20 protein-coding genes are annotated in these 21,782 nt (G+C 64.3%); 10 read left to right on the top strand and 10 right to left on the bottom strand.

Annotated features, from left to right (window positions below):
- Positions 1 to 150 precede the first annotated feature (150 nt).
- Positions 151 to 1,587: an NAD(P)H-quinone dehydrogenase gene (locus CXY72_RS10030; RefSeq protein ID WP_104127550.1), complete on the top strand. Its 1,437-nt coding sequence runs from the start codon at positions 151 to 153 to the stop codon at positions 1,585 to 1,587.
- A 108-nt stretch (positions 1,588 to 1,695) separates the two neighbouring features.
- Here CXY72_RS10030 and CXY72_RS10025 read toward each other — a convergent pair whose 3' ends face one another.
- Both CXY72_RS10025 and CXY72_RS10020 read right to left on the bottom strand, forming a co-directional pair.
- Positions 1,696 to 3,468 (bottom strand): biotin carboxylase N-terminal domain-containing protein, encoded by a 1,773-nt coding sequence (locus CXY72_RS10025; RefSeq protein ID WP_104127645.1) that lies wholly within the window; start codon positions 3,466 to 3,468, stop codon positions 1,696 to 1,698.
- Between the two features lie 85 nt (positions 3,469 to 3,553).
- Positions 3,554 to 4,204 (bottom strand): nucleoside triphosphate pyrophosphatase, encoded by a 651-nt coding sequence (locus CXY72_RS10020; RefSeq protein WP_104127549.1) that lies wholly within the window; start codon positions 4,202 to 4,204, stop codon positions 3,554 to 3,556.
- A gap of 82 nt (positions 4,205 to 4,286) precedes the next feature.
- Here CXY72_RS10020 and CXY72_RS10015 point away from each other — a divergent pair, with 82 nt between their 5' ends.
- Genes CXY72_RS10015 through CXY72_RS10000 form a run of 4 tightly spaced genes read left to right on the top strand, consistent with a single transcriptional unit; the run spans position 4,287 to position 8,782 of the window.
- Positions 4,287 to 5,603, top strand: a complete 1,317-nt coding sequence (locus CXY72_RS10015; RefSeq protein WP_104127548.1) for a class I SAM-dependent RNA methyltransferase — start codon at positions 4,287 to 4,289, stop codon at positions 5,601 to 5,603.
- 38 nt (positions 5,604 to 5,641) lie between these two features.
- Positions 5,642 to 6,349, top strand: coding sequence for a response regulator transcription factor (locus tag CXY72_RS10010; RefSeq protein ID WP_104127547.1), 708 nt, complete (start codon positions 5,642 to 5,644; stop codon positions 6,347 to 6,349).
- Positions 6,342 to 7,736, top strand: coding sequence for a sensor histidine kinase (locus CXY72_RS10005; RefSeq protein ID WP_146071135.1), 1,395 nt, complete (start codon positions 6,342 to 6,344; stop codon positions 7,734 to 7,736). The genes CXY72_RS10010 and CXY72_RS10005 overlap by 8 nt, the downstream gene beginning before the upstream one ends.
- Before the next feature lie 11 nt (positions 7,737 to 7,747).
- Positions 7,748 to 8,782 carry a hypothetical protein gene (locus CXY72_RS10000; protein WP_104127644.1) on the top strand — a complete coding sequence of 345 codons (1,035 nt, stop codon included), beginning with the start codon at positions 7,748 to 7,750 and terminating at the stop codon, positions 8,780 to 8,782.
- A 251-nt stretch (positions 8,783 to 9,033) separates the two neighbouring features.
- Here the strand turns inward: CXY72_RS10000 and CXY72_RS09995 are convergent, their stop codons facing one another.
- Both CXY72_RS09995 and CXY72_RS09990 read right to left on the bottom strand, forming a co-directional pair.
- Positions 9,034 to 9,303: an acyl-CoA carboxylase epsilon subunit gene (locus CXY72_RS09995; RefSeq protein ID WP_104127545.1), complete on the bottom strand. Its 270-nt coding sequence runs from the start codon at positions 9,301 to 9,303 to the stop codon at positions 9,034 to 9,036.
- Entirely contained in the window at positions 9,300 to 10,904 is a 1,605-nt protein-coding gene (locus tag CXY72_RS09990; RefSeq protein ID WP_104127544.1) for an acyl-CoA carboxylase subunit beta, read from the bottom strand. The genes CXY72_RS09995 and CXY72_RS09990 overlap by 4 nt, the downstream gene beginning before the upstream one ends.
- 224 nt (positions 10,905 to 11,128) lie before the next feature.
- Between CXY72_RS09990 and CXY72_RS09985 the strand changes: the two genes are divergently transcribed.
- A complete protein-coding gene (locus CXY72_RS09985) occupies positions 11,129 to 11,953 on the top strand; it encodes a biotin--[acetyl-CoA-carboxylase] ligase (protein ID WP_104127543.1) in 825 nt (274 codons plus the stop codon).
- An 8-nt stretch (positions 11,954 to 11,961) separates the two neighbouring features.
- Positions 11,962 to 12,540 carry a PH domain-containing protein gene (locus tag CXY72_RS09980; protein ID WP_233197750.1) on the top strand — a complete coding sequence of 193 codons (579 nt, stop codon included), beginning with the start codon at positions 11,962 to 11,964 and terminating at the stop codon, positions 12,538 to 12,540.
- Here CXY72_RS09980 and CXY72_RS09975 read toward each other — a convergent pair.
- Positions 12,517 to 13,047 carry a GtrA family protein gene (locus CXY72_RS09975; protein WP_104127542.1) on the bottom strand — a complete coding sequence of 177 codons (531 nt, stop codon included), beginning with the start codon at positions 13,045 to 13,047 and terminating at the stop codon, positions 12,517 to 12,519. The genes CXY72_RS09980 and CXY72_RS09975 overlap by 24 nt on opposite strands.
- A 129-nt stretch (positions 13,048 to 13,176) precedes the next feature.
- On the opposite strand from CXY72_RS09975, the gene CXY72_RS09970 reads away from it, so the two are divergent.
- The 3 genes from CXY72_RS09970 (at position 13,177) to CXY72_RS09960 (ending at position 16,243) form a co-directional block, all read left to right on the top strand.
- Positions 13,177 to 14,313: a 5-(carboxyamino)imidazole ribonucleotide synthase gene (locus CXY72_RS09970; protein ID WP_104127541.1), complete on the top strand. Its 1,137-nt coding sequence runs from the start codon at positions 13,177 to 13,179 to the stop codon at positions 14,311 to 14,313.
- An 83-nt stretch (positions 14,314 to 14,396) separates the two neighbouring features.
- A complete protein-coding gene (purE, locus tag CXY72_RS09965) occupies positions 14,397 to 14,864 on the top strand; it encodes a 5-(carboxyamino)imidazole ribonucleotide mutase (protein ID WP_104127642.1) in 468 nt (155 codons plus the stop codon).
- The gene (locus tag CXY72_RS09960; protein WP_233197749.1) at positions 14,861 to 16,243 is read left to right on the top strand and encodes an LCP family protein; all 1,383 of its coding nucleotides are present in this window, start codon (positions 14,861 to 14,863) and stop codon (positions 16,241 to 16,243) included. The genes purE and CXY72_RS09960 overlap by 4 nt, the downstream gene beginning before the upstream one ends.
- An 84-nt stretch (positions 16,244 to 16,327) precedes the next feature.
- Here the strand turns inward: CXY72_RS09960 and CXY72_RS09955 are convergent, their stop codons facing one another.
- The 5 genes from CXY72_RS09955 to rfbB all read right to left on the bottom strand — a co-directional run bounded on the left by CXY72_RS09955 (position 16,328) and on the right by rfbB (position 21,706).
- Positions 16,328 to 17,467 (bottom strand): glycosyltransferase family 1 protein, encoded by a 1,140-nt coding sequence (locus tag CXY72_RS09955; protein ID WP_104127540.1) that lies wholly within the window; start codon positions 17,465 to 17,467, stop codon positions 16,328 to 16,330.
- On the bottom strand, positions 17,464 to 18,318 hold the full coding sequence (rfbD, locus tag CXY72_RS09950; protein WP_104127539.1) for a dTDP-4-dehydrorhamnose reductase: 855 nt from the start codon (positions 18,316 to 18,318) through the stop codon (positions 17,464 to 17,466). The genes CXY72_RS09955 and rfbD overlap by 4 nt, the downstream gene beginning before the upstream one ends.
- A gap of 160 nt (positions 18,319 to 18,478) precedes the next feature.
- Entirely contained in the window at positions 18,479 to 19,615 is a 1,137-nt protein-coding gene (locus tag CXY72_RS09945) for a glycosyltransferase family 1 protein (RefSeq protein ID WP_104127538.1), read from the bottom strand.
- Positions 19,612 to 20,493, bottom strand: a complete 882-nt coding sequence (locus CXY72_RS09940; protein ID WP_158252536.1) for an FkbM family methyltransferase — start codon at positions 20,491 to 20,493, stop codon at positions 19,612 to 19,614. Before CXY72_RS09940 ends, CXY72_RS09945 begins: the two co-directional genes overlap by 4 nt.
- Positions 20,494 to 20,719: 226 nt before the next feature.
- Positions 20,720 to 21,706, bottom strand: coding sequence for a dTDP-glucose 4,6-dehydratase (gene rfbB, locus CXY72_RS09935; protein ID WP_104127536.1), 987 nt, complete (start codon positions 21,704 to 21,706; stop codon positions 20,720 to 20,722).
- Between the last annotated feature and the right edge of the window lie 76 nt (positions 21,707 to 21,782).

The raw sequence follows: 21,782 nt of genomic DNA, 5'->3' as shown, positions 1-21,782 counted from the left end.
CGGAGATTCTGAGCGAATTCTGCTCATCGGCGCGCCGAACGGACGCCGAGACGATCAATCGGCTCAATTTCGCTTTTTTTGACGGTCACGCGGACTATACGGTCGATGAACCGGTTTGGCGGGAACTGCGCGCCTTGAGAGAATAGATACATGGCCTATGAGTTCGAACGCAAGCAACGCATTGCAGTATTGGGCGGTGGGCCCGGCGGATACGAAGCGGCCATCGCCGGAGCACAACAGGGTGCCGACGTCACCCTGATCGAAAGCGTCGGAGTCGGCGGTTCCGCCGTGATAACAGATGTTGTTCCTTCCAAATCCCTCATTGCCACGGCGGAGGCCTCGAACTCGATCGGCGAGGCGACCGACCTCGGTGTGCAGTTCTTCGTGCGTGGCGAAACCGGCAAGCCCCTGCGCCCCGAGGTCGCCATCAACCTGGCCGCCGTGAATAAACGACTGCTCGCCCTCGCCCGCCAGCAGTCCGAAGACATGAAGGCCACCCTCATCCGTGCCGGTGTGCGCTATGTCCAGGGCCACGGCCGTCTCGATGGCACCACGGGCATCATCGTCGCCACCTCCGGCGACTCAACTGCCACCGACTTCGACCGCATCGATGCCGACACTGTCGTCGTCTCCGTGGGCGCCAGCCCCCGCGTGCTCGCGTCAGCGCTACCCGACGGTGAGCGCATCCTCACCTGGACTCAGCTCTATAACCTCAAGGCCATCCCCGAACACCTCATCGTGGTCGGCTCTGGCGTCACCGGCGCCGAGTTCGCGTCGGCCTACCGCGCTCTCGGCGCGAAGGTCACTCTCATCTCCAGCCGTGATCAGGTTCTGCCGGGAGAAGACGCCGACGCCGCCAACGTCATCGAAAACGTCTTCAAACGCAACGGCATGATCGTGCTCTCCAAGTCGAGGGCCTCCTCGGTTGAACGCACCACGACCGGCGTCGTCGCCCTGCTCGAAGACGGCCGCACGGTCGAGGGCAGCCACTGCCTCATCGCCGTCGGCTCCATTCCAAAAACCGCCAACATCGGCCTCGAGCAGGCCGGCGTGCAGATCACCGACTCCGGACATATCCAGGTCAACCGGGTTGCCCGCACCTCGATTCCGAACATCTACGCAGCCGGCGACTGCACGACCGAGATTCCGCTGGCATCCGTGGCATCGATGATGGGCCGCACCGCGGTGTTCCACGCCATGGGGGACACCGTCAACCCGATCGAGATTCGCAACGTTGCCGCGAACATCTTCACCCAGCCCGAAATCGCCACCGTCGGCTACACCCAGAAGCAGATCGAAGACGGGCTCGCCCAGGGTGAGATCTACAAGCTTCCGCTCTCGCAAAACCCGCGGGCGAAAATGATGGGAATCAAGGACGGCTTTGTGAAGCTGTTCGCCCGCACCGGCAGCGGCACGGTCATCGGGGGCGTCATCGTTGCCCCCAAGGCCAGCGAACTCATCTTTCCGCTCGCACTGGCCGTCGAACACCGGCTCACCGTCGACGAAGTTGCACGCACCTTCCCGGTCTATCCCTCGCTGACCGGGTCCATAACGGATGCGGCGCGCGCCATGCACATCGTCCTCTAGCTCTGGACTTCATCGGTTAGTTTTCGAGGTGGGCCGGGTGAGCGGATGCTTTGCTCCCAACCCCGTCAACGAAGCGGGCTGTCGAAAACCCGCGGCCGACGGCGAAGACTAAGCGGCGTCAGAGACCGTGAGCAGCACGCTGCCGGAGGAGACCGTTTCGCCGACGACAGCGGCGACGTTGCCGACCGTACCGTCACGGTGGGCAACGAGCGGCTGCTCCATTTTCATGGCCTCGAGTACGAGTAGCAGGTCTCCCTTGATCACGGTGTCACCCTCAGCAACGAGCAGTTTGATGATGGTCGCCTGCATCGGCGCCGTGACGGCGTCTCCGGTGGCGGTGTCGACGGAGTGCAGGCCGCCGCGACGCTTCGGGGCTGGGCCGACCGAGCGGGCGCTTGCGCCACCGGGCAACAGTCGGGTGGGCAGGGTGACCTCAATGCGCCGCCCCTCCACCTCGACGACGATGCTGTGGCGTTTCTGCTGACCGACAGCGTCTTCCGTGCTGCCGCTCCACGGTTCGATGTCGTTCTCGAACTCGGTCTCGATCCAGCGAGTGAAGACGGTGAACGGTTTGCCGTCGGTCGGCGCGAAGGCGGGGTCGCGCACGACCTTGCGGTGAAAGGGCAGCACGGTGGGCAGACCGGCGACCTCGAACTCGTCGAGGGCCCGGCGCGAACGCTCGAGGGCTTCCTCGCGGGTCGCGCCGGTGACAATGAGCTTGGCCAAAAGTGAGTCGAACGATCCGCTGATCACGTCACCAGACTGTACGCCGGTGTCGACGCGCACGCCGGGACCGCCCGCGGGCCTGAACACGTGTACCGGGCCGGGCGCTGGCAGAAAGCCGCGGCCGGCATCCTCTCCGTTGATACGAAATTCAAAGGAGTGAGCGGATGCGACGGGGTCACCGTAGGTGAGCTCGCCACCCTCGGCGAGGCGGAACTGCTCGCGCACCAGGTCGATGCCGGTGACCTCTTCGGAGACCGTGTGCTCAACCTGCAGGCGGGTGTTGACCTCGAGGAACGACACCGTTCCGTCCTGGCCGATGAGAAACTCGCAGGTGCCGGCGCCGAGGTAGCCGACCTCTTTGAGGATGGCCTTGGAAGCGCGGTACATCTCGTCGCGCTGCGCATCGGTGAGGAACGGGGCCGGCGCTTCTTCGACGAGCTTCTGGTGCCGGCGTTGCAGCGAGCAGTCGCGGGTCGACACGACGACGACGTTGCCGTGCATATCGGCCAGGCACTGGGTCTCGACGTGGCGGGGGGAATCGAGGTACTTCTCGACGAAGCATTCGCCGCGACCGAAAGCGGTGATGGCCTCCCGGGTGGCGGAATCAAACATCTCGGCCACCTCGTCGCGGGTGCGGGCCACCTTGAGGCCGCGTCCGCCACCACCGAAGGCAGCCTTGATCGCCACGGGCAGGCCGTGCACATCAACGAAGGCGAGTACCTCGGCTGCGTCGCTGCAGGGGTTCAGTGTGCCCGGCGCCATGGGGGCGTTGACCTTTTCGGCAATTTTGCGAGCCGAGACCTTGTCGCCGAGCTGCTCGATGGCTTCGGGCGAGGGCCCGATCCAGGTCAGGCCGGCGCCGATCACAGCGCGGGCGAAATCGGCATTCTCGGCCAGAAAGCCGTAACCGGGGTGCACGGCGTCGGCGCCGGAACGTCGGGCGACCGAGAGGATCTTGTCGATGATTAGGTACGTTTCGGCGCCGGTAGTGCCGTCGAGACCGTACGCCTCATCGGCCAGACGGGCATGGAGAGAGTCGCGATCCTGGTCGGCGTAGACGGCGACAGAGAGAATTCCACTATCTTTCGCGGCACGGATGACCCGAACGGCGATCTCGCCTCGGTTGGCGATGAGGACCTTCGTTATGAGTGACACAATCACTTAGCCTATTGCCCGCCGTCGCATCCCTTTTGGTTCTGTCCCACAAAAAGACCCGGCAGATTATTGTGGATGCCTACAATTACAATGCTCCGGGGCGATTCCACAGGGTTGGCCACTCGTGCCCCAGAGCGCGCACCAGCCGCCGCAGCGTTGGAAGCGACAATCCCACCACGGTGGAGGGATCGCCGATGATGCTCGTGATAAAAGGAGCGCCGAGGCTGTCGATGGTGAATGCGCCTGCCACGAATAAAGGCTCCCCGGTGGCGATATAGGCGTCGAGCTCGGCGTCGTCGAGGTCGTCGGCGAAGGTCACCTCGGCCACTGCGGCCGCGCCGATCGCCCGGCCAGGCACGCCGTCGGCGACCTCGATCAGCCAGTGCCCTGAATACAGCGTTCCCGTGCGCCCGCGCTGGCGCTCCCAGCGTTCCCGCGCAGCCTCAGCGGTGTGCGGCTTGCCGTAGATAACGCCGTCGAGCACGAACACCGAGTCGCCGCCCAGCAACAGCCCGGTCAGCGGTTTCTGTAGCGAAGCGGATACCGCCGCTTCCGCTTTCGCGCGCGCCAGCAGTTCCACGAGTATTCGCGGCTCCAGAGCGGAACCCACCGCGGCCTCGGCTTCGGCGACGACCCGGGCCTCATCGACGTCGGGGTTGATCAGTACGGGTTCGATGCCGGCCGCGCGCAGTAGGGCGAGGCGAGCCGGAGACGTGGAAGCCAGGTAGAGGCGCATGCGGTCCTTTCAACGAAGGGTGAGCATCTATTCAAGCAGGCGAGGAGGGGCAGCAGGTGAGGGGGTGTGGGATCATCATTAGATGAGCAACACGAGTCACCAGCCCCAGGCCTTTGAGCCGACATCCTCGGCGAGTGTCGGCGACGAGCTTGAACTGACTATCACCAACGTCGCCCACGGGGGAATCTTCATCGCCCGCCACGAGGGGCGCGTGATTTTCGTCAGCGACACCCTTCCGGGTGAACGGGTGCGCGCCCGCCTCACCGAGGCGAATCACAAAAGCTTCTGGCGCGCCGAAACGGTCACCGTCCTCGACGAAGCCCCCGAACGTCAGCCGCACATCTGGAGTGCGGCATCCGTTGATCGCGCCCCCGAAGACCGCGCCGGCGGCGCCGAATTCGGCCACATCGAGCTCGGCTTCCAACGCGAACTCAAGCGCCAGGTGCTCTCCGATGCTCTGCAGCGCATGGCCGGGATCAGTACTGATGTCGTCGTGGAGCCGGTCGCGGTCAGCGCGAAGGCCAGCCCCGGCGACGCGATGGACGGTACCGGATGGCGCACCAGAGTCAGTCTGCACGTGGCCGCCGACGGAACCATCGGCCCGTACGCAGCCCGCAGCCACCGCGTCATCCCGGTCGATGATCTGCCGCTCGCCGAGCACGAGCTCGAACTGCGAGCCCCACTCGACACCCTGTTCCACAACGCGGCGACAGTCGACCTGGTCGCGCCGAGCAAGGGCGACGTGCAGGTGCTCGTCTCCGCCAAAGATCTGAACGGTAAGCCCAAGCGGGTGCCGCACGGTCTCATTCACGAGATCGTCGCCGACCGCGAGTTCGAATTGGACCGCTCGGGCTTCTGGCAGGTGCACTCGATGGCCGCCGATACCCTCTACCACGCGGTGCAGAACATCATCGACCCCGCCACGTTCGACCCGCGCGCCTCCAACCTCGACCTCTACGGCGGTGTCGGCCTGCTCGCAGCGGCCGTCGGCGATAAATTCGGCCCGACGACCCGCATCACCTCGGTGGAGAGCGACCCCGAAGCGGTCGCTTTCGCCGCTCGCAACCTCAAGGAATGGGCCGGTGCGACCGCCGAAGCCGAGCGGGTCGACCGTTTTCTGCAACGACTGCTGCGCGAAGCGGATGCCTCCGAACGGGCCCGCCTCGCCGCCGCGACGGTAGTGCTCGACCCGCCGCGCTCCGGCGCCGGCAAGGCCGTCGTCGATCAGCTGGTCGCCCTCGCACCCCAACAAATCGTCTATGTGGCCTGTGACCCCGTAGCTCTCGCCCGTGACGTGGCGCTGTTTCGAACGCAGGGGTATGAGCTGAAGAACCTGCGTGCTTTCGACCTGTTTCCCAATACCCACCACGTCGAGGCCGTCGCACTGCTCTGCAAATAGCTATCGTTGAGACCAGACAAACCGAAGGCAGCCCTACCGTGAGCCACGCAGCTATTGATTCCGCACCATCCATTCCCCCCGATACCCCCGTTCGGGTCGGAATTGTCGACGACCACGAGTCGGTGCGACTGGGCTTACAGGCCGCCTGCGAGAACGCCGGCTATGAAGTCCTGTTCGCGGCAGCAACCGCTCAAGGACTCATCGACGGTCTCGCCGGGCGCACCTGCGACGTGATCGTGCTCGACCTCTCGCTCGGCGACGGGTCGCTCGTCACCGACAACGTGCACCTGGCGGCGACCACCGGCTCCGCTGTGCTCGTACACAGCATTGCCGACCGCGTCGCTTCGGTGCGAGAAGCCCTCGCTGCCGGCGCTGCCGGAGTCATTCCCAAGTCGTCCCCGACCACCACCGTCATGGCGGCCGTCGCATCCGTTGCCCGAGGTGATGTACTCAACAACCTCGAATGGGCCAGCGCCATCGACGCCGACCGCGACTTCGCCAAGGCGCAGCTCGGCCGCCGCGAACGCGACGTGCTGCACCTCTATGCTTCGGGACTGCCGCTCAAGATGGTCGCCATGCAGCTCGGCATTGCGCACTCCACCGCCCGCGAATACCTCGACCGTATTCGGGTGAAGTATGTCGAGGTCGGGCGTCCCGCTCCGACCAAGGTCGACCTGCTGCGTCGCGCCGTCGAAGATGGAATCCTGCCCGGGCTCGACGCCGCCGAAGCTGACCGCGGTGTCTAAACGGGCCGCCCGCGAGGGCGACCAGAACCGCCAGGGTACCCTGGTCTTCACGGCAACTAAACCGTTCACCGAGGTCGGTGACGATGGATTGCAGACCGACGGATTCCAGGCCGACGGCAGTCTGTTCGACCGCGCGCGACAGCCGCGCAACCCGATCAGCCGCGCCCAGATCGAAATTGTGCTGTCGCGGTCGGTGGCCGCCGTCGCTGTGATCTTCGCCCTGCAGACCCTGCCGGTCATGCTCGGGCAACTGGACAGTCGCAAAGCTTCGGCGGCCGTGCCCATTGCGATCGTTCTGGCACTGGTGATTGTGATCTTCGTCACCGCGACACTGACCCGGGAGGGCATCCGAACCGCTGCGGGCGCAGTCGCGGCCGTGTATCTCGTCGCACTTTTTGTGTGGCCGCCACTCATGATCGATCCCACCGCGGTGCTCGCGAGTAGACCGTGGCTCTGGTACCTCTGCGGTGTCGCCACCTCGTGCGCGGCCATTGCACTGCCCTTGGCGTGGGCGGTCGTCTACACCGTGGTTACTCCGGTCACCTTCGGGCTCCTGCGGGTATTGCCCTCCGGCGGTGAGGCCGAGAACCTGGTCGCCGTGCTCGACACTTTCTACGCCATGCTGCTCGGCGGAACGGTGCTCATCATCATCTACGTACTGCGCCAGGCCACAGCACAAGTCGATACTGCCCAGTCCAACGCACTCGCCAAATACGCCGTAGCGGTACGACATCACGCGACTGAGGTTGAACGGGTTGAGGTCGACTCCATCGTGCACGACAGTGTGCTGGCGACGCTGCTCTCGGCGGCAGGCGTGCGCAATGCCAAGGGAGCCGAGCTGGCCGCCGCTATGGCGCGCAGCGCCATCATCCGCTTGCAGGTGGCCAGCGGAGACCGAAACGTCGATGATGTCGCGGTCAGCGTCAGCCAACTCGCGGCGCGTATTCGTTCCGCCGCGATGGCGACCGGGATGTTCACCGTGACCGAGCTGTGCGTGGCCGGCCTCATCCTTCCCGAGCACGCCGCGGAGGCCCTCTACTCGGCTAGCGTGCAGGCCATGGTCAACAGCGTGCAGCACGCGGGCCCCACACAATCGCGCGCCGTCACTGTGAGCGGTGACGACCAGAGCGGATGCATCATCTGCATCAGTGACACCGGCCGCGGTTTCGACGTTTCCAGCGTCGCCAGCGGTCGTTTAGGGCTGCGCGTGTCGATCCATGACCGGGTGGCCACCGCCGGTGGCGTGGCCGTTCTGCGCACGAGCCTGGGCCACGGCACGACTATCACCCTCACCTGGCCGCGGCCCGACGAGCCGAACCAGGCAAGCGGTGACCAGCCGGCCGAGTCGAAGGGCTCCCCGTCCGGGCGAGACGCCGGCACCCGATGATGGCCGGTTCCATGGTTGTTTCTCGCACCCTGGCACTCATCGTGGCCGCTTTCTTCTCGGGCTACCATGTGCTGCTCGGCGTATATTCGCTCGACCAGCCGGCATCGGCAGCGCCGATTGTGGCGGCGATGGGCCTGTATATCGTGGCGACGGTTGCGAGCCTTTGGACCAGCCGCATGCGCCTGTCGCTGCCGCTGGCCCTGTTCAACGTGGGTGTTTCGGTGGCGATTCCACTGATCGTGGGCAGCCAGCTCGACGGATCTTCCGACAAGCTCGGGTATGCCACCTGGTACGTGGCCGCGATCGGCACTCTCATGACGATCACCGCTGCCCGCAAACGCCCGCAGCTGGCCCTGCTGGGTGTCGGCATGCTCGTGCTGCACAGTGTCGTTTGGGCTGGTGTCGGCGAGCTGGGACACCTGGGCGTCATCGGCAGCGTGGTCTGGGTGGTCGCGGCCACGCTGCTGTCGAGAGCACTTGTGAAGGCCAACCGGGATGCCCGCCAGTATGGAAGGGCCGAGCGGGAGGCGAGCGGATGGCATGCCGCTCAGGAGGCCCACCTCTATGAGCGCCAGGTACGGTTGACCCAAACCATGCGACTGGCCATGCCCATGCTACGGCGCATCAGCGAAAGCGATGGCGATCTCAGCGCGGACGACCGGCAGGAGTGCCGACTGCTCGAAGCAGCAATTCGCGACGAAATCCGTGGGCGGCGTCTGCTCAACCACGCCGTGCGCGAACAGGTCATGGCCGCCCGTCGACGCGGTGCGAGCGTCACCCTGCTCGATGAAGGCGGGATAGACGATCTCAACGGTTCCGCCCTGGAGAGCGTGCTCAACACCCTGGCAACCGCCATCGGCGGCACCACGGCCGACAGGATCATTGCTCGTACATCTGCCGACAGCGAGACCATCGCGGTCACCGTGGTGGGCCTGAGTAGCCCTGACCCGGCCGTGAGCGCCCTCGGACCGGACTCGTCCGGTGAAGAAGAAGTAGACCTGTGGATAGAAATTCCCCGAAAGGTCGCACGCGTCGTTTCCGGCTGAGCCTGACGGCGTCAGGCGGGGCATACGCGAAAGGGGATCAGCCGAAGCTGATCCCCTTTCGATTATTCGAGAAAGGACGACAACCCGAATGCCATCCGTTCTCACCCCCAACACATTCGCTCGCTTACCCTAGTCAGCGAATGATTGGTGATGACACTCCAGGAGCATCACCGAGCTTGATCAGTCTGCACTATCGAACTCATCCGCACAGTCGGCATTTAGGAGGACACACGCACCGGGGGATGCACGCATCAGCCGCTGAAGCCGCGCCAGCGGTTGGCGCCCGGGTGCACCGGAACCCGCATCGGGCGCTGGTTCTGCTGCCAGGCACTTTGACCGAGTTCCGGCGCGGCCCGGCGCTCGTCGGATTCTTCCCGCAACAGGCCACGGATGATGGCCGTCACCGCCGACACCTCGACGTCACTGACACGGTGGGTCACAAAAACCAGCTCCGACGGATCGAACTCGGACGGCTTCGGCCGCCCGGTGTTGGCCGGCATCGCGGTGTGGGATGTCTTCACAGCGGAATGTTCCCGTGCTTCTTGGCGGGCAGGTTCGCCCGCTTGGTGCGAAGTGCCCGCAACGCCTTGATGACCGATACCCGAGTAGCCGCCGGCTCGATGATGCCGTCGAGTTCGCCGCGTTCCGCGGCGAGAAACGGGCTCGCCACGTTGTAGGTGTACTCGTTGGCCAGGCGGGTGCGCACCGCTGCGACGTCTTCACCGGCCTGTTCGGCCGCCTTGATCTCGGCGCGGTAGAGAATGTTCACGGCGCCCTGGCCGCCCATGACAGCGATCTCCGCGGTCGGCCAGGCCAGGTTGGTGTCGGCGCCGAGCTGCTTGGAACCCATCACGATATACGCGCCGCCGTAGGCCTTACGCAGAATAACGGTGACGAGCGGCACGGTGGCCTCGGCGTAGGCGTACAGCAGTTTCGCGCCGCGCCGAATGATGCCGGTCCATTCCTGGTCGGTGCCGGGCAGGAAGCCGGGCACGTCGACGAGGGTAAGGATGGGGATGGAGAACGCATCGCAGAACCGCACGAAGCGTGCGGCTTTCTCGCCGGCTTCGATGTTCAGGGTGCCGGCCATGGCGTTGGGCTGGTTGGCGACGATTCCAATGGAGCGGCCCTCGACCCGGGCGAAACCCACGACGATGTTCGGCGCGTACAACGGCTGCGTCTCAAGAAAGTCGCCGTTGTCCACGATGTGCTCGATGACGGTCTTGACGTCGTAGGGCTGGTTGGGCGAATCGGGGATGATCGTGTTGAGGCGCCGGTCGGCATCCGTTGTTTCGAGTTCCACCTCGCTGTCGAACACGGGCAGCTCGGCCAGGTTGTTGTCGGGCAGGTAGCTCAAGAGGGCGCGGGCGAAGTCGAGGGCGTCGGGTTCATCGCTGGCAAGGTAGTGCGAGACGCCGGAGACTTTGTTGTGGGTGAGGGCTCCGCCGAGCTCTTCCATACCGACGTCTTCGCCGGTGACGGTCTTGATGACATCGGGGCCGGTGACGAACATCTGGCTGGTCTTGTCGACCATGATCACGAAGTCGGTCAGAGCGGGGGAATAGACCGCTCCGCCCGCGGCCGGACCGCAGATGATCGAGATCTGTGGAATGACACCGGATGCGGCCGTGTTGCGGCGAAAGATCTCGCCGTACTTGCCGAGGGCCACGACGCCCTCCTGAATGCGCGCTCCGCCCGAGTCGAGAATGCCGATGATGGGGACCCCGGTCTTCAGGGCGAGGTCCATCACCTTGATGATCTTCTCGCCGGCCACCTCGCCGAGCGACCCGCCGAAGATGGTGAAGTCCTGGGAATACACGGCCACCTGGCGGCCGTGGATCGTGCCGGTTCCGGTGACGACCGCGTCGCCGTATGGCCGCTTCTTCTCCATACCAAAAGCCACGGTGCGGTGCCGCACAAACTCGTCGAGCTCCACGAAAGAGCCCTGGTCGAGCAGCAAATCAACGCGCTCGCGGGCGGTCATCTTGCCCTTGGCATGTTGCTTTTCGATGGCGGTCGCCCCGCTGGCCGTCACGGCTTCGTGATAACGCAGCTTGAGGTCGGCGAGTTTTCCCGCCGTCGTATACAGGTCGGGTGCCGCGGCGGGCGTCTTATCAGTCACCGTTTCACTCTACCGGCACCCCCCGCACGGTCCCCGTTGACGATGTTCCACAACTTTGCCGGCCAACCCTGCACCTTTCCCCCCTCCAGCGGTCCACCGGCCAGCCAAAACTCTTCCGCCACGCTCATAACTCCTGCAATTTGGTCAAAAACAGCGTGAAATAGGTGTTTCGAGGCCATATTCGACAGAATTGCAGGAGTTATGCCGACGAGAGGGTCGCCACCATGGAGTTTTCGCTCAGCCGTACCGAGGTGAGCCGGTTCGAGTACCGTTCCGAGGCCACCTCCACCAACGATGTGCTCAAAGAACAAGCCACGGCGGATGCCGCAGCCTGGCCCGACCTCTCGGTCATCGTCACTGACAACCAGACGCAGGGGCGTGGCCGGCTCGGCCGCGTCTGGTTGGCCCCGACCGGCAAAACCCTGGCCATCTCCGTACTCGTGCGACCGAAGGTGCCGCCCCACGCCCTCGGGTGGTTTCCTCTGCTGGCCGGAGCCGCCATGACGCGCGCCGTGAAAAAAGTCGTCGAGGAGAACATGAAGCCCGTCGAAGGGGTCAAAGAGGCCGAGGACCCCCGCCACGACACGACCCTCAAATGGCCCAACGACGTGCTCATCGACGGCTACAAGGTCTGCGGCATCCTGTGCGAGCTGCTGCCCGACGGGACCGGCATCATCATCGGCGCCGGTCTCAACCTCTCCCTCGACGAACACGACCTGCCCACCCTCACATCCACCTCGCTGTTGCTGGTCACCCGCACCGCGCCCGACCCCGATCAGGTGCTCGCCGCGTACCTGCACGAGCTCGTCACGCTGTACCGGGCGTTTACCTCAGCCAACGGCGACGCCGCCCAGAGCGGCCTGCATGCCGCCGTCTCCGAGCTCTGCGGCACGCTCGGCAGTGTCGTGCGCGTGGAACTGCCCGGCGGCACCGACCTGGTCGGCACCGCTACCGGCATTGACGCTGGCGGGCGGCTGACCGTCGTCAATCAGGTCGATGGCGAGGAACGGTCTGTCGCCGCCGGCGATGTCACCCACCTGAGGTATTAATAGAAGTAATGAAGAAGAAGACGCAGGGCGAGACCAACGAGACCGAATCCTCCGGCTATGCCCGCGAGAGCCGGCCCGAAAAGGTCATCGCGCGCCTGCGCCCGCACGCTCGCGCGCTGGTCTGGCCGACGCTACTCCTGTTCGCCCTGGCCGGCGGCACCGGATACTTCTTCGGCAACATGGCGGAGCCGTGGCAGAACGCCGCTGTGCTCGGCGGCGCCATCGCGCTCGCCGTCATCGGCTGGCTGCTGCCGCTCGCGTCCTGGCTCACCAAGCGCTACACGATCACTACCCGCCGCATCATCTTTCGCCACGGATTCTTCGTGCGCACCCGTCAGGAGCTGCTGCACAGCCGCGGCTACGATGTGAGCGTGCGGCAGAATTGGGTGCAGGCCGGGTTTCACTCGGGTACGGTGCTGATCAATTCGGGGCTGGAGCATCCGCTGGTCTTGGCAGATGTCCCCAACGTCGACCTGGTGCAGAGTGCGCTGCACGACCTCATGGAAAAAGCGAGCACCGTCATGAGCTCCCGCCGGCAGGAGCAGTCAGCGCCTTCCGCAGAGTCAGCGTTCTGGGGTCGTCGCTAACCGAATCGCCCCGGTGCGCGTGCTGACCAGAGCGATACCAGCGGATGCCGGCGCCCGGGTCCGGCTCGGTGCAAACACCCAGTAGCGGTAGAGCGTGAAGCGAAACATTGCCCCGAGCAGCAGGCCGATGACGTTGCCGGAGATGTTGTCGGCGAGAACGCTGGTGTAGCCGAGCACGTAGTGACTGAACCATAGGCAGGCGATGCCAATGCCCATGCCGACGAGGCTTACCGCGAGAAACTCCAGGCCCTCCCGCGCCGTGTGGTCCTGGCGATTCTTGCTGAAAGTCCAGTACCGGTTGCCCAGCCAGTTGACCAGAATGGCCAGCACCGTTGAGATGACCTTGGCGTAGATGGGGCCGGCGTGTACATCGGCAGAATCCAGTACGGTGGTGCGCAACAGGTTGAACACCGTGAAGTCCACCACGAAGCCCAGCGCACCGACGGCGCCAAACTTGAGACCCTGACTCAGAAAGCTGAGCAGGCGCTGCTTCACGGTGATCGACATGCGTCCGTCCGACGTTCGGTAAAGTGGGGTAGAAAGCCCTCCAGTCTCGCAGTCTATGGCGTAACGAAATTTTCGGGCTGAGTTTGAACATAGGTTTAGCTGAACGCTTGCAGAGAAAATGGTGAACAGATGGCTCTGACCGTCGGTGTGATTGGAGCGGGCCAGCTCGCCCGCATGATGATTCCCGCGGCCGTGAACCTCGGCATCGAGCTGAAGGTTTTCGCCGAAGCCGATGGCATGTCCGCCGCGCTCGCGGCCGTCAGTGTCGGTGATTACCGCGACCTGGCCACGGTTCTCGCCTTCGCGAAGACCGTTGACGTGATCACCTTCGATCACGAACATGTGCCTCAGGAGATTCTGCGCGAACTCGTGCGCGAGGGCATCACGGTGCACCCCGGGCCCGACGCCCTGCTCTACGCGCAAGACAAGCTACTGATGCGCGAAAAGCTCGCCGAGCTGGGTCTGCCGGTGCCCGATTGGGCGCGCATCGATGACGTCGCCGGGCTTGCCGAATTTCTCAGCAACCACGGTGGCCGCGCCGTCGTGAAGACCGCCCGCGGCGGCTACGACGGCAAGGGCGTGCGCGTGGTCAGCCACGAGCATGACGTTGATGACTGGTTCCAGGCGCTCGCCGAAGACGGCAACGGCGGAGCCCTGCTGGTCGAAGAGCTCGTGCACTTCAGCCGCGAGCTCGCCCAGGTGGTCGCTAGGCGGCCGAGCGGGGAGATCGCGGTCTGGCCGGTCGTGGAGACCGTGCAACGCGATGGCGTTTGCGCCGAGGTCATCGCGCCGGCGCCCCACTCCATGGGGCGTCTCGCCGATGTTGCCACCGACATCGCCGTGGCCGTGGCCGAAGGCATCGGCGTCACCGGCGTGCTTGCCGTCGAGCTGTTCCAAACAACCGACGAGCGCCTCCTCATCAACGAATTGGCGATGCGCCCGCACAACAGCGGTCACTGGTCGATTGACGGGTCCACGACCAGCCAGTTCGAGCAACACCTGCGGGCGGTGCTCGACCTGCCGCTCGGTGCAACCGGTGCCCGGGACCCGTGGACGGTCATGGTGAACATCTTCGGCGGGCCCGTGTCAGGCTCGTTGGGTGACCGTTATGAGGCGGGCCTGGCGCAGCATCCGCTCGTGAAAATGCACAACTATGGCAAGGCTTCGAGGCCCGGCCGCAAGGTGGGCCATGTCACGGCAAGCGGCGACGACCTCGACGAAGTTGCGTACCAAGCGCGTGCCACTGCACAAATCTTTCAGCAGTGAGCAATAGGATCATCTGCGTGCCAGATAATACCGAGACATCTAGCGAGCCTGCAAGCTTCAGCGCGCCGCTGGTCGGCCTGGTCATGGGCAGCGACTCCGACTTCACCGTCATGAGCGCCGCAGCGCAGACCCTCGCGGACTTTGGAGTGGCGCACGAGGTTCAGGTGGTTTCGGCGCACCGCACCCCCGAGAAAATGCTTGACTATGGGCGCAGCGCGCAGGCACGGGGCCTCAAGGTGATCATCGCCGGAGCCGGGGGAGCGGCGCACCTGCCCGGCATGCTCGCCGCCATGACGACGCTGCCGGTGGTGGGGGTACCTGTTCCGCTCGGGCTGCTCGACGGCCTCGATTCCTTGCTGTCGATCGTGCAGATGCCAGCCGGCGTGCCCGTCGCGACGGTGTCGATCGGCGGAGCGAAGAACGCCGCGCTAATCGCGATCAAGATTCTCGCCACGAGCGATGACGCGCTGCGCCACAAGCTCGAAGACTATTCCGTGCAGCTCGCAGATTTGGTCGAGCAGAAGAACCGGGATCTCCAGACACGATTATGACCAGTATGACAAACCAGGGCCGTGTGACAGACCCGATCCGGCACCCGAATTCCGGCTCCGCACGCATCATGACGACGCGGGCGTGGTGGCTTGTCATACTCAATTTCGTTCTACCCGGATCGGCGCAGGTACTGGCCGGCAACCGCCGCCTCGGCCGGTTTGGCCTCGGTGCAACCCTCACGCTGATCATCGCTGCGGTCATCGTCGGCGCTGTCTACCTGCTCTGGCCCGCGGTCGTACTCACCGTGTTCACGAGTGCCATCGGCCTGTGGGCTGCCGCCGCGGTGCTCGCTTTCTACGCTGTCACCTGGCTCGTGCTCACGCTCAACACCCTCAGCCTGATCAGGTTGGGTCGCGCCGCGCCTGGCGCCCGCCCGATTATCGCCGCGTTCTCGGCGGCGCTGATGGTCGTCGTCTGCGGAACCGCTGGCTACGGCGCCTTCGTCGCCACGTCGGCGAGCGGATTCCTTTCGTCCGTCTTCGTCGCCGGCCCGAGCGAACCGCCAGTCGATGGCCGCTACAACATCCTGCTGCTCGGCGGTGACGCCGGCGCCGACCGCGACGGCCTCCGCCCCGACAGTATGTCGGTGGTCAGCATCGACGCCACGACCGGCCAGGCCACCACCATTAGCCTGCCGCGCAACCTCGAGGACGTGCCGTTCTCGGCTGGGTCTTCGCTCGGCGCCCTGTACCCGAAGGGCTACGGCTCGATAAACGGATGCGACGTGTCGGCCTGCATGCTCAACTCCATTTTCAACGAGGCCGAGCTCAAACGCCCGGAGTACTATCCCAATGCGGTGGCCGAGGGCAGCTCCCCGGGTATTCAGGCCACCCTTGAGGCGGCGCAGGGCATCACCGGACTCACCATCCAATACTTTGTGCTCATCGACATGCAGGGATTCTCCGACCTCATTGACGCCCTCGGCGGCGTCGACATCACGGTGGCTGAACGGCTTCCAATCGGCGGAAATGAGCAACTCAAGGAGGTTGAGGGTTGGATCGAGGTGGGTCCCCAACACATGGATGGAACGACCGCCACCTGGTACGCACGGTCCCGGCATACAACCAGCGACTATGACCGTATGGGGCGCCAGACCCAATTGCAGGAAGCTCTGTTGGCCCAGTTCAACCCAGCGAATGTGCTGACTAAATTTCAGGATATCGCCGCTGCAGGCACTGAGGTAATCAAAACGGATGTTCCCCAGGGCATGCTGGGCTACTTCGTGAATCTCGCAGCCAAGACCAAGGAACTGCCCGTCATCTCGGTGCCCCTGATTCCCGAGAACGGTATTGACCCCGAGGACCCCAACTATGCCGCCATCCACGCCTCGATCGCCGCCGCCCTCGCCCCGGTACCCACCGCGACCCCCGCACAGTAGTCGCCGCCGCATTCAGGTGGTGCGCGCAACGGCTGTATACGAGTGCGTCAGCTTGTTGCGAGTCGGCCGTTAGATAGTCAGGGGCTACAGGTCCGCGTGTAGCTGCCAGACCCGCTCGGCGGAGTCGCGCCAGCTGAAGGCCCGCGACCGGTCGCCGCCAACGATGCTCAAGCGGGCCCGCAGCGCGCTGTCGCCGAGAACTCGATTCACGGCGTCAAGAAGCCGTTCAGGGTATCCTTTGGCCGCTCGCTCGACGGCAATGCCAGCATCACCGGCGGCTTCGAGCAGGGCGGGGGCGTCGGAGTGCACGACCGGCGTGCCGAGGTGGAAGGCCTCGATGATCGGCAGCGCAAAGCCCTCTTCGAGGCTCGGGTAGACGAACACGCTTGCTCGGGCAATCACGACGGCCAGGTCGGATTCGCTCAGCCCTGACAGGGCGCGTACGCGCCCCGGGGCCAGCCCGGCTTCATCGGCGACCGAGGCCAGGTCGAGTTCGCCCCAGGTGTCCGGTCCGAGCACGATCAGCGGCAGGTCCGGTGATCCGGGCAGCCCGAGCGCCGTGATCAGCGCAGTGACGGCCTTGCGCGGGTCGAGCGACCCGGAGGTCAGAATGTACTGTGACGGCAGCGCCAGCGCCTGCAGGCGCTCTTCCACCAAGGGAATGGCCGGCAGCACGAGCCGCCGGCCTACGGCGCCGCCGATTACGCGCACCCGGTCGCCTAAGTCCATGATCTCGGTCAGCTGCCGTGCCACGGTATGGCTCGGCACGACGATTGCGTCGGCGTGCTTGCGGGCGCGTTTGAGCATGCCCTTGGTCCAGGCCACTGTCGTCGGGGTCAGCGATGACGGATGCGTCCACGCCAGCACGTCGTGCAGCGTCACCGCGATTTGAGTGCCGTCGTCGGCTCGGTTGTGACGGCGTAGTGGGGCAAGAAGCCCCGGCGCGTGGATCAAGCCGGTACCCGACGACGCGGTCACGCCAAGAGCCCAGGCCGTGGCCAGCTCCCGGCGGGCCAGGCTCGTCTTGTGCACGTTGGCCAGGCCGGGCAGGGCGGCCTCAATGATTTCATACTGTGCGGGGGTCGACGACGAGACGATGCCCTCAACGTCACACTCGGCCGGCGCCGATGCGATCAACGCGCGGGTGAGTTCCTCGGTGTAACGCCCGATACCTCCCGGTACCGGGGCGACCATCTGGTCGACGACTACCCGCAGAGTGATCATGCCGTCTCGAAAACTCCGGAGGCAAACGCTTCGGCCTGAGCGTCCTGCCAGCTACGCATCGGTGCAAGCCCAGCAACAGCCCAGTTGGCGTGGCCGAGCACCGAGTAGGCCGGCCGCGGTGCGGGCAGCTTAAAGGCTGAACTGTCGGTCGGTAGCACGCGTTCCGGGTCGAGACCCGCCAAGGAGAAGACGTCACGGGCCTGGTCGAACTTCGAGACCAGACCGGAGTTCGTACCGTGGTAGATGCCAGCCGGTGCGTCGGAGTCGAGCAGCAGCACGATCTGCGCGGCGAGGTCCACAGTCCAGGTCGGCTGGCCGACCTGGTCGTTGACGACGTTCAATGTGTCGCGCGTGCCAGCAGCCTTGAGCATGGTCTTGGCGAAGTTCGGTCCATTCTTGCCGTACAGCCAGGCGGTGCGCACGATGTAACTGCGCGCGCCGTTCTCCACCTGCACGAATTCTTCGCCGGCTGCCTTGGTGCGGCCATAGGCCGAGATCGGGCTGTGCGGTGTGTTCTCGGCGTAGGGCGTGGTCGCGCTGCCGTCAAACACGTAGTCCGTTGAAATCTGCACGAGCTTCGCCTGCAGAGCGAATGCCGCCACCGCCAAATTCCACGGCCCCACCGCGTTTACCTGGTAGGCCTCATCTTCATGAGTTTCGGCATCATCGACCTTGGTGTACGCCGCGCAGTTGATGATGACGTCGTGCCCGGCAACGGCGGCCTTGACCGCGTCGGGATCGATCACGTCGAGGTCACACCGGCCGAGGACCGTCACCTCGCGGCCGGCCAGGGCCGTTTGCAGGTCGCGTCCCAGCATGCCGGTGGCACCGGTGATCAGATATCGGGTCATGTTTGTTCAGCCCCCTGGTCTTGAGCGGTTCGTCCACGGCCGAGTGCCGCAGTGCTTCTCCAGAGCTCGGCACGCCCCTGTTCAGACGAAACCTCTGGGAGCCTACCTGATTTCTGCTGGCATCCTACTGATGGACATCGGTACGCGACTCCAAACGGTGCTATAAATCCGCGTGCAACTGCCAGACTCGCTCGGCAGAGTCCCGCCAACTGTAGGCTCTCGCCCGGTCCAAACCCCTCAGCCGAAGCGTGGCGTTCAAATCCGAGTCGCTGAGTACGCGCGCGATGGCTGCGACCAATCGTTCGGGGTACCCGGCGAGGTCGTTGAGCGCCACCACCTGCCCGGCACCTCCGGCAACTTCGACGAGCGCGGGGGCGTCGCTGTGCACCACGGGCGTACCGAAACTCATCGCTTCAAGTAGCGGAAGTCCAAAGCCTTCCGCCTGGCTCGGATACACGAACACGGTCGCACGCGACAAAATCAAGGCGAGATCAGAGTCGGTCACGAAGCCCAGTGCCCGCACACGCCCTTCTGTAAGCCCCGCCTCGTCGGCTACCGCGGCGACATCCAGGTCACCCCAGCCTTGCGGGCCGACGATCAGCAACGGCAGGTCGGGAGAACCGCGCAGGCCTAGCCCGCTAATCAAAGAGGTCAACCCTTTGCGCGGTTCCAGCGTGCCGACGGTCAGAATGAACTCGCGTGGTAAGTCCAGTTCGGCAGCACGAGCATCCGCGTTCAGCGGCAAGAGCAGTTCGCTGCTGACGGCCCCCCCGATCACACGGATTCGGTCACCGAAGTCTATGATCTCAGACAGCGCGCGCGCCACGGCGTGGGTCGGCACGATGATCGCGTCGGCGTGCTTTCTAGCCCGTTTGGCCATAGCTTTGTGCCAAGTGACTCCATGTGGGGTCAGAGTCTCCGGGTGCGTCCACGGTACGACGTCGTGAATAGTCACCGCGACCTGATTCTGGTCGGTTGCTCGATTGTGCCGCCGCAGCGGTGCCAACAAGCTCGGCGCATGAACCATGCCGCCGCCGGACAGGGAAGTTAGCCCCAGCTGCCAGGCAGCCGCAAGCTCGCGGCGCGGCAGACTCGTCTTGTACAGGCTGGCCAGGCCGGGTAGTCGATCCAAGACAGATTCGTATTTCTCCGGCGTCGACGCACACACCACACCTTCAACGTCGCAGTCGTCGGGCGCAGTGGAGATCAACTGTCGAGTGAGCTCTTCGGTGTATCGACCGATGCCGCCCGGCACCGGTGAATTCATCTGTTCCACAATCACGCGCAGGGTTGTCATTTTTTTTCTGTTCCACGGTGCATATTTGAGCGGATGAAACGCAAGGGCCGGGTTAGCCGCCATGAAACCGTGCGCAGTGTGCTGGCTAGCTCGGCTTCGAGGCGGGTGTTTCGCGCAGTCTCACTGCGAATCGTCGATTTCAATCGACGCATCGTTTCGTTGAGCTCGATCTCACGCACCGTCACGAACTGATCGAAAAAGCATGCCCCATGATCGAGTTTGGGGTGCAATTCCTCGCGCCTCTCATTAGCCACGTAAAACCGCGAGATTCCGTCGAAGAAACAGTACGAGTATCCGGCGGCGAGCACCAGAGGTTCCCAGCTCTCGTGATTTCTCAATGTCGTGCGCGGCTCGGTGGCCTCGACAATCAGTACCCAGGGGCGAAAACGAGTGAAGTCGAGAGAGCGGAGCACTGCGCCCTCGGCTCCCTCGGTGTCGATTGACATGAAGTGGATTTCGCCGGCGGCGTAGCGGGTAGCTGCGATCACGTCATCGAGACGTCGCGCCGCGACCTCGATGTCAATCACGTCAAACCCCGTCTCCGAATGGCGCTGACCAATGGAGTCGACGAGAGTAGAGAGGCCTGTTTCGTTAATCATGTGCAGGGTGCGAATCTTCTCGGCACTGTCGGTAACGACGGCTTCGACAACGACATCGCGTGGGCGTTCGGCACGAAATTTTGCGGCGAAGACGGGGCTGGGCTCGATTGCAATTCCGCTCCAACCACGATCGTAAAAGCTGCGGGTGACTGAATCCTCGGACGGATGGTTCGCCCCGACGTCGATATAGACACCATCGACAATGTGGCCCAGCGCGCGCCAGAGCACGACGTCCTCACGATTTTGGGCATAGCTCACGAATACCTCGGTACCGGTCACTGGTGCACCACACCTGCGAGTACGAGGCACCCTGCGAGGGCCAATTGAATGTCCCACGCCGGCGAACGGCGCGCTCCGGTAATCCGATACGTCATGTGGTCCTCCAGGGATTAAGTCTTCTGAATAGCAACACGTGAATTTACGCGTGACTACCAAAACGCGCGGAAATCATCACTGACGCAGCACTCCCACTGTATCTGTCTGACTGCGGCCAAATGGCTGTCGGCTAAGTCAGCGCCGCACGAGCTTTGAGCGGTTCCCACCACTGGCGGTTATCGCGGTACCACTGCACCACGTCGGCGAGTCCCTGTTCAAAGGGCACCTCCGGGGCGTACCCGAGTTCGGCCTGAATCTTGGAGATGTCGACCGAGTAGCGCAGGTCGTGACCGAGGCGGTCGGCGACGCGGTCAACGTACGACCAGTCCTTGCCGGTCGAGGTGAGCAGCAACTGGGTGAGCTCCTTGTTGGTGAGCTCGGTGCCGCCACCGATGTTGTAGATCTCGCCAGCGCGGCCGCCGACGAGCACCATCGCGATGGCGCGGGTGTGATCATCTACGTGCAGCCAGTCGCGAATGTTGTTGCCCTCGCCATAGAGGGGAACGTGCGCATCGTCGATCAGGTTGCTGACGAACAGCGGAATGACCTTTTCGGGAAAGTGGTACGGGCCATAGTTGTTCGAACAGCGCGTGATCGACACGTTGAGGCCGTGGGTGCGGTGGTAGCTGCGGGCAAGCAAGTCGCTGCCGGCCTTCGACGCGCTGTAGGGGGAGTTGGGCTCAAGCGCCCGCTCCTCGTTCCAGGAGCCTTCGGCGATGGAGCCATAGACCTCGTCGGTGGAGACGTGCACGAACCGGGCGAGATTGTGGCGCAGCGCCGCGTCCAGCAGCTGCTGGGTGCCCAACACGTTGGTCTCGACGAAGATTGTTGAATCCATCACCGAGCGGTCAACGTGGCTTTCCGCGGCGAAGTGCACTACCGCGTCGAGCCCCGGAAACAGGGTGTCAAGCAGCTTGCCGTCGCGAATGTCGCCGTGCACAAACGAGTAGCGCGGCGAATCGGCGATCGGGGTGAGATTTTGGAGGTTGCCCGAGTAGGTCAGTGCGTCGAGCACCACGACTTCGGCGCCTTCCAAGCCCGGATATTTATCTTCGATCGTGCGTCGAACAAAGTTGGAGCCGATAAAACCGGCGCCGCCGGTGACGAGAATTCTCATAAAACCTAACCGTTTCATTTGGGAACGTGGCGCGCCGATTCTAGTAGATGGCGGGCTGGGCACGGCAACGTGGTCG

The organism is Cryobacterium sp. Y57 (assembly GCF_002929505.1).
Classification (GTDB): Bacteria; Actinomycetota; Actinomycetes; order Actinomycetales; family Microbacteriaceae; genus Cryobacterium.
The sequence above is the reverse complement of the archived record's forward strand: the minus strand, read 5'-3'. Positions and strand labels throughout refer to the sequence as shown.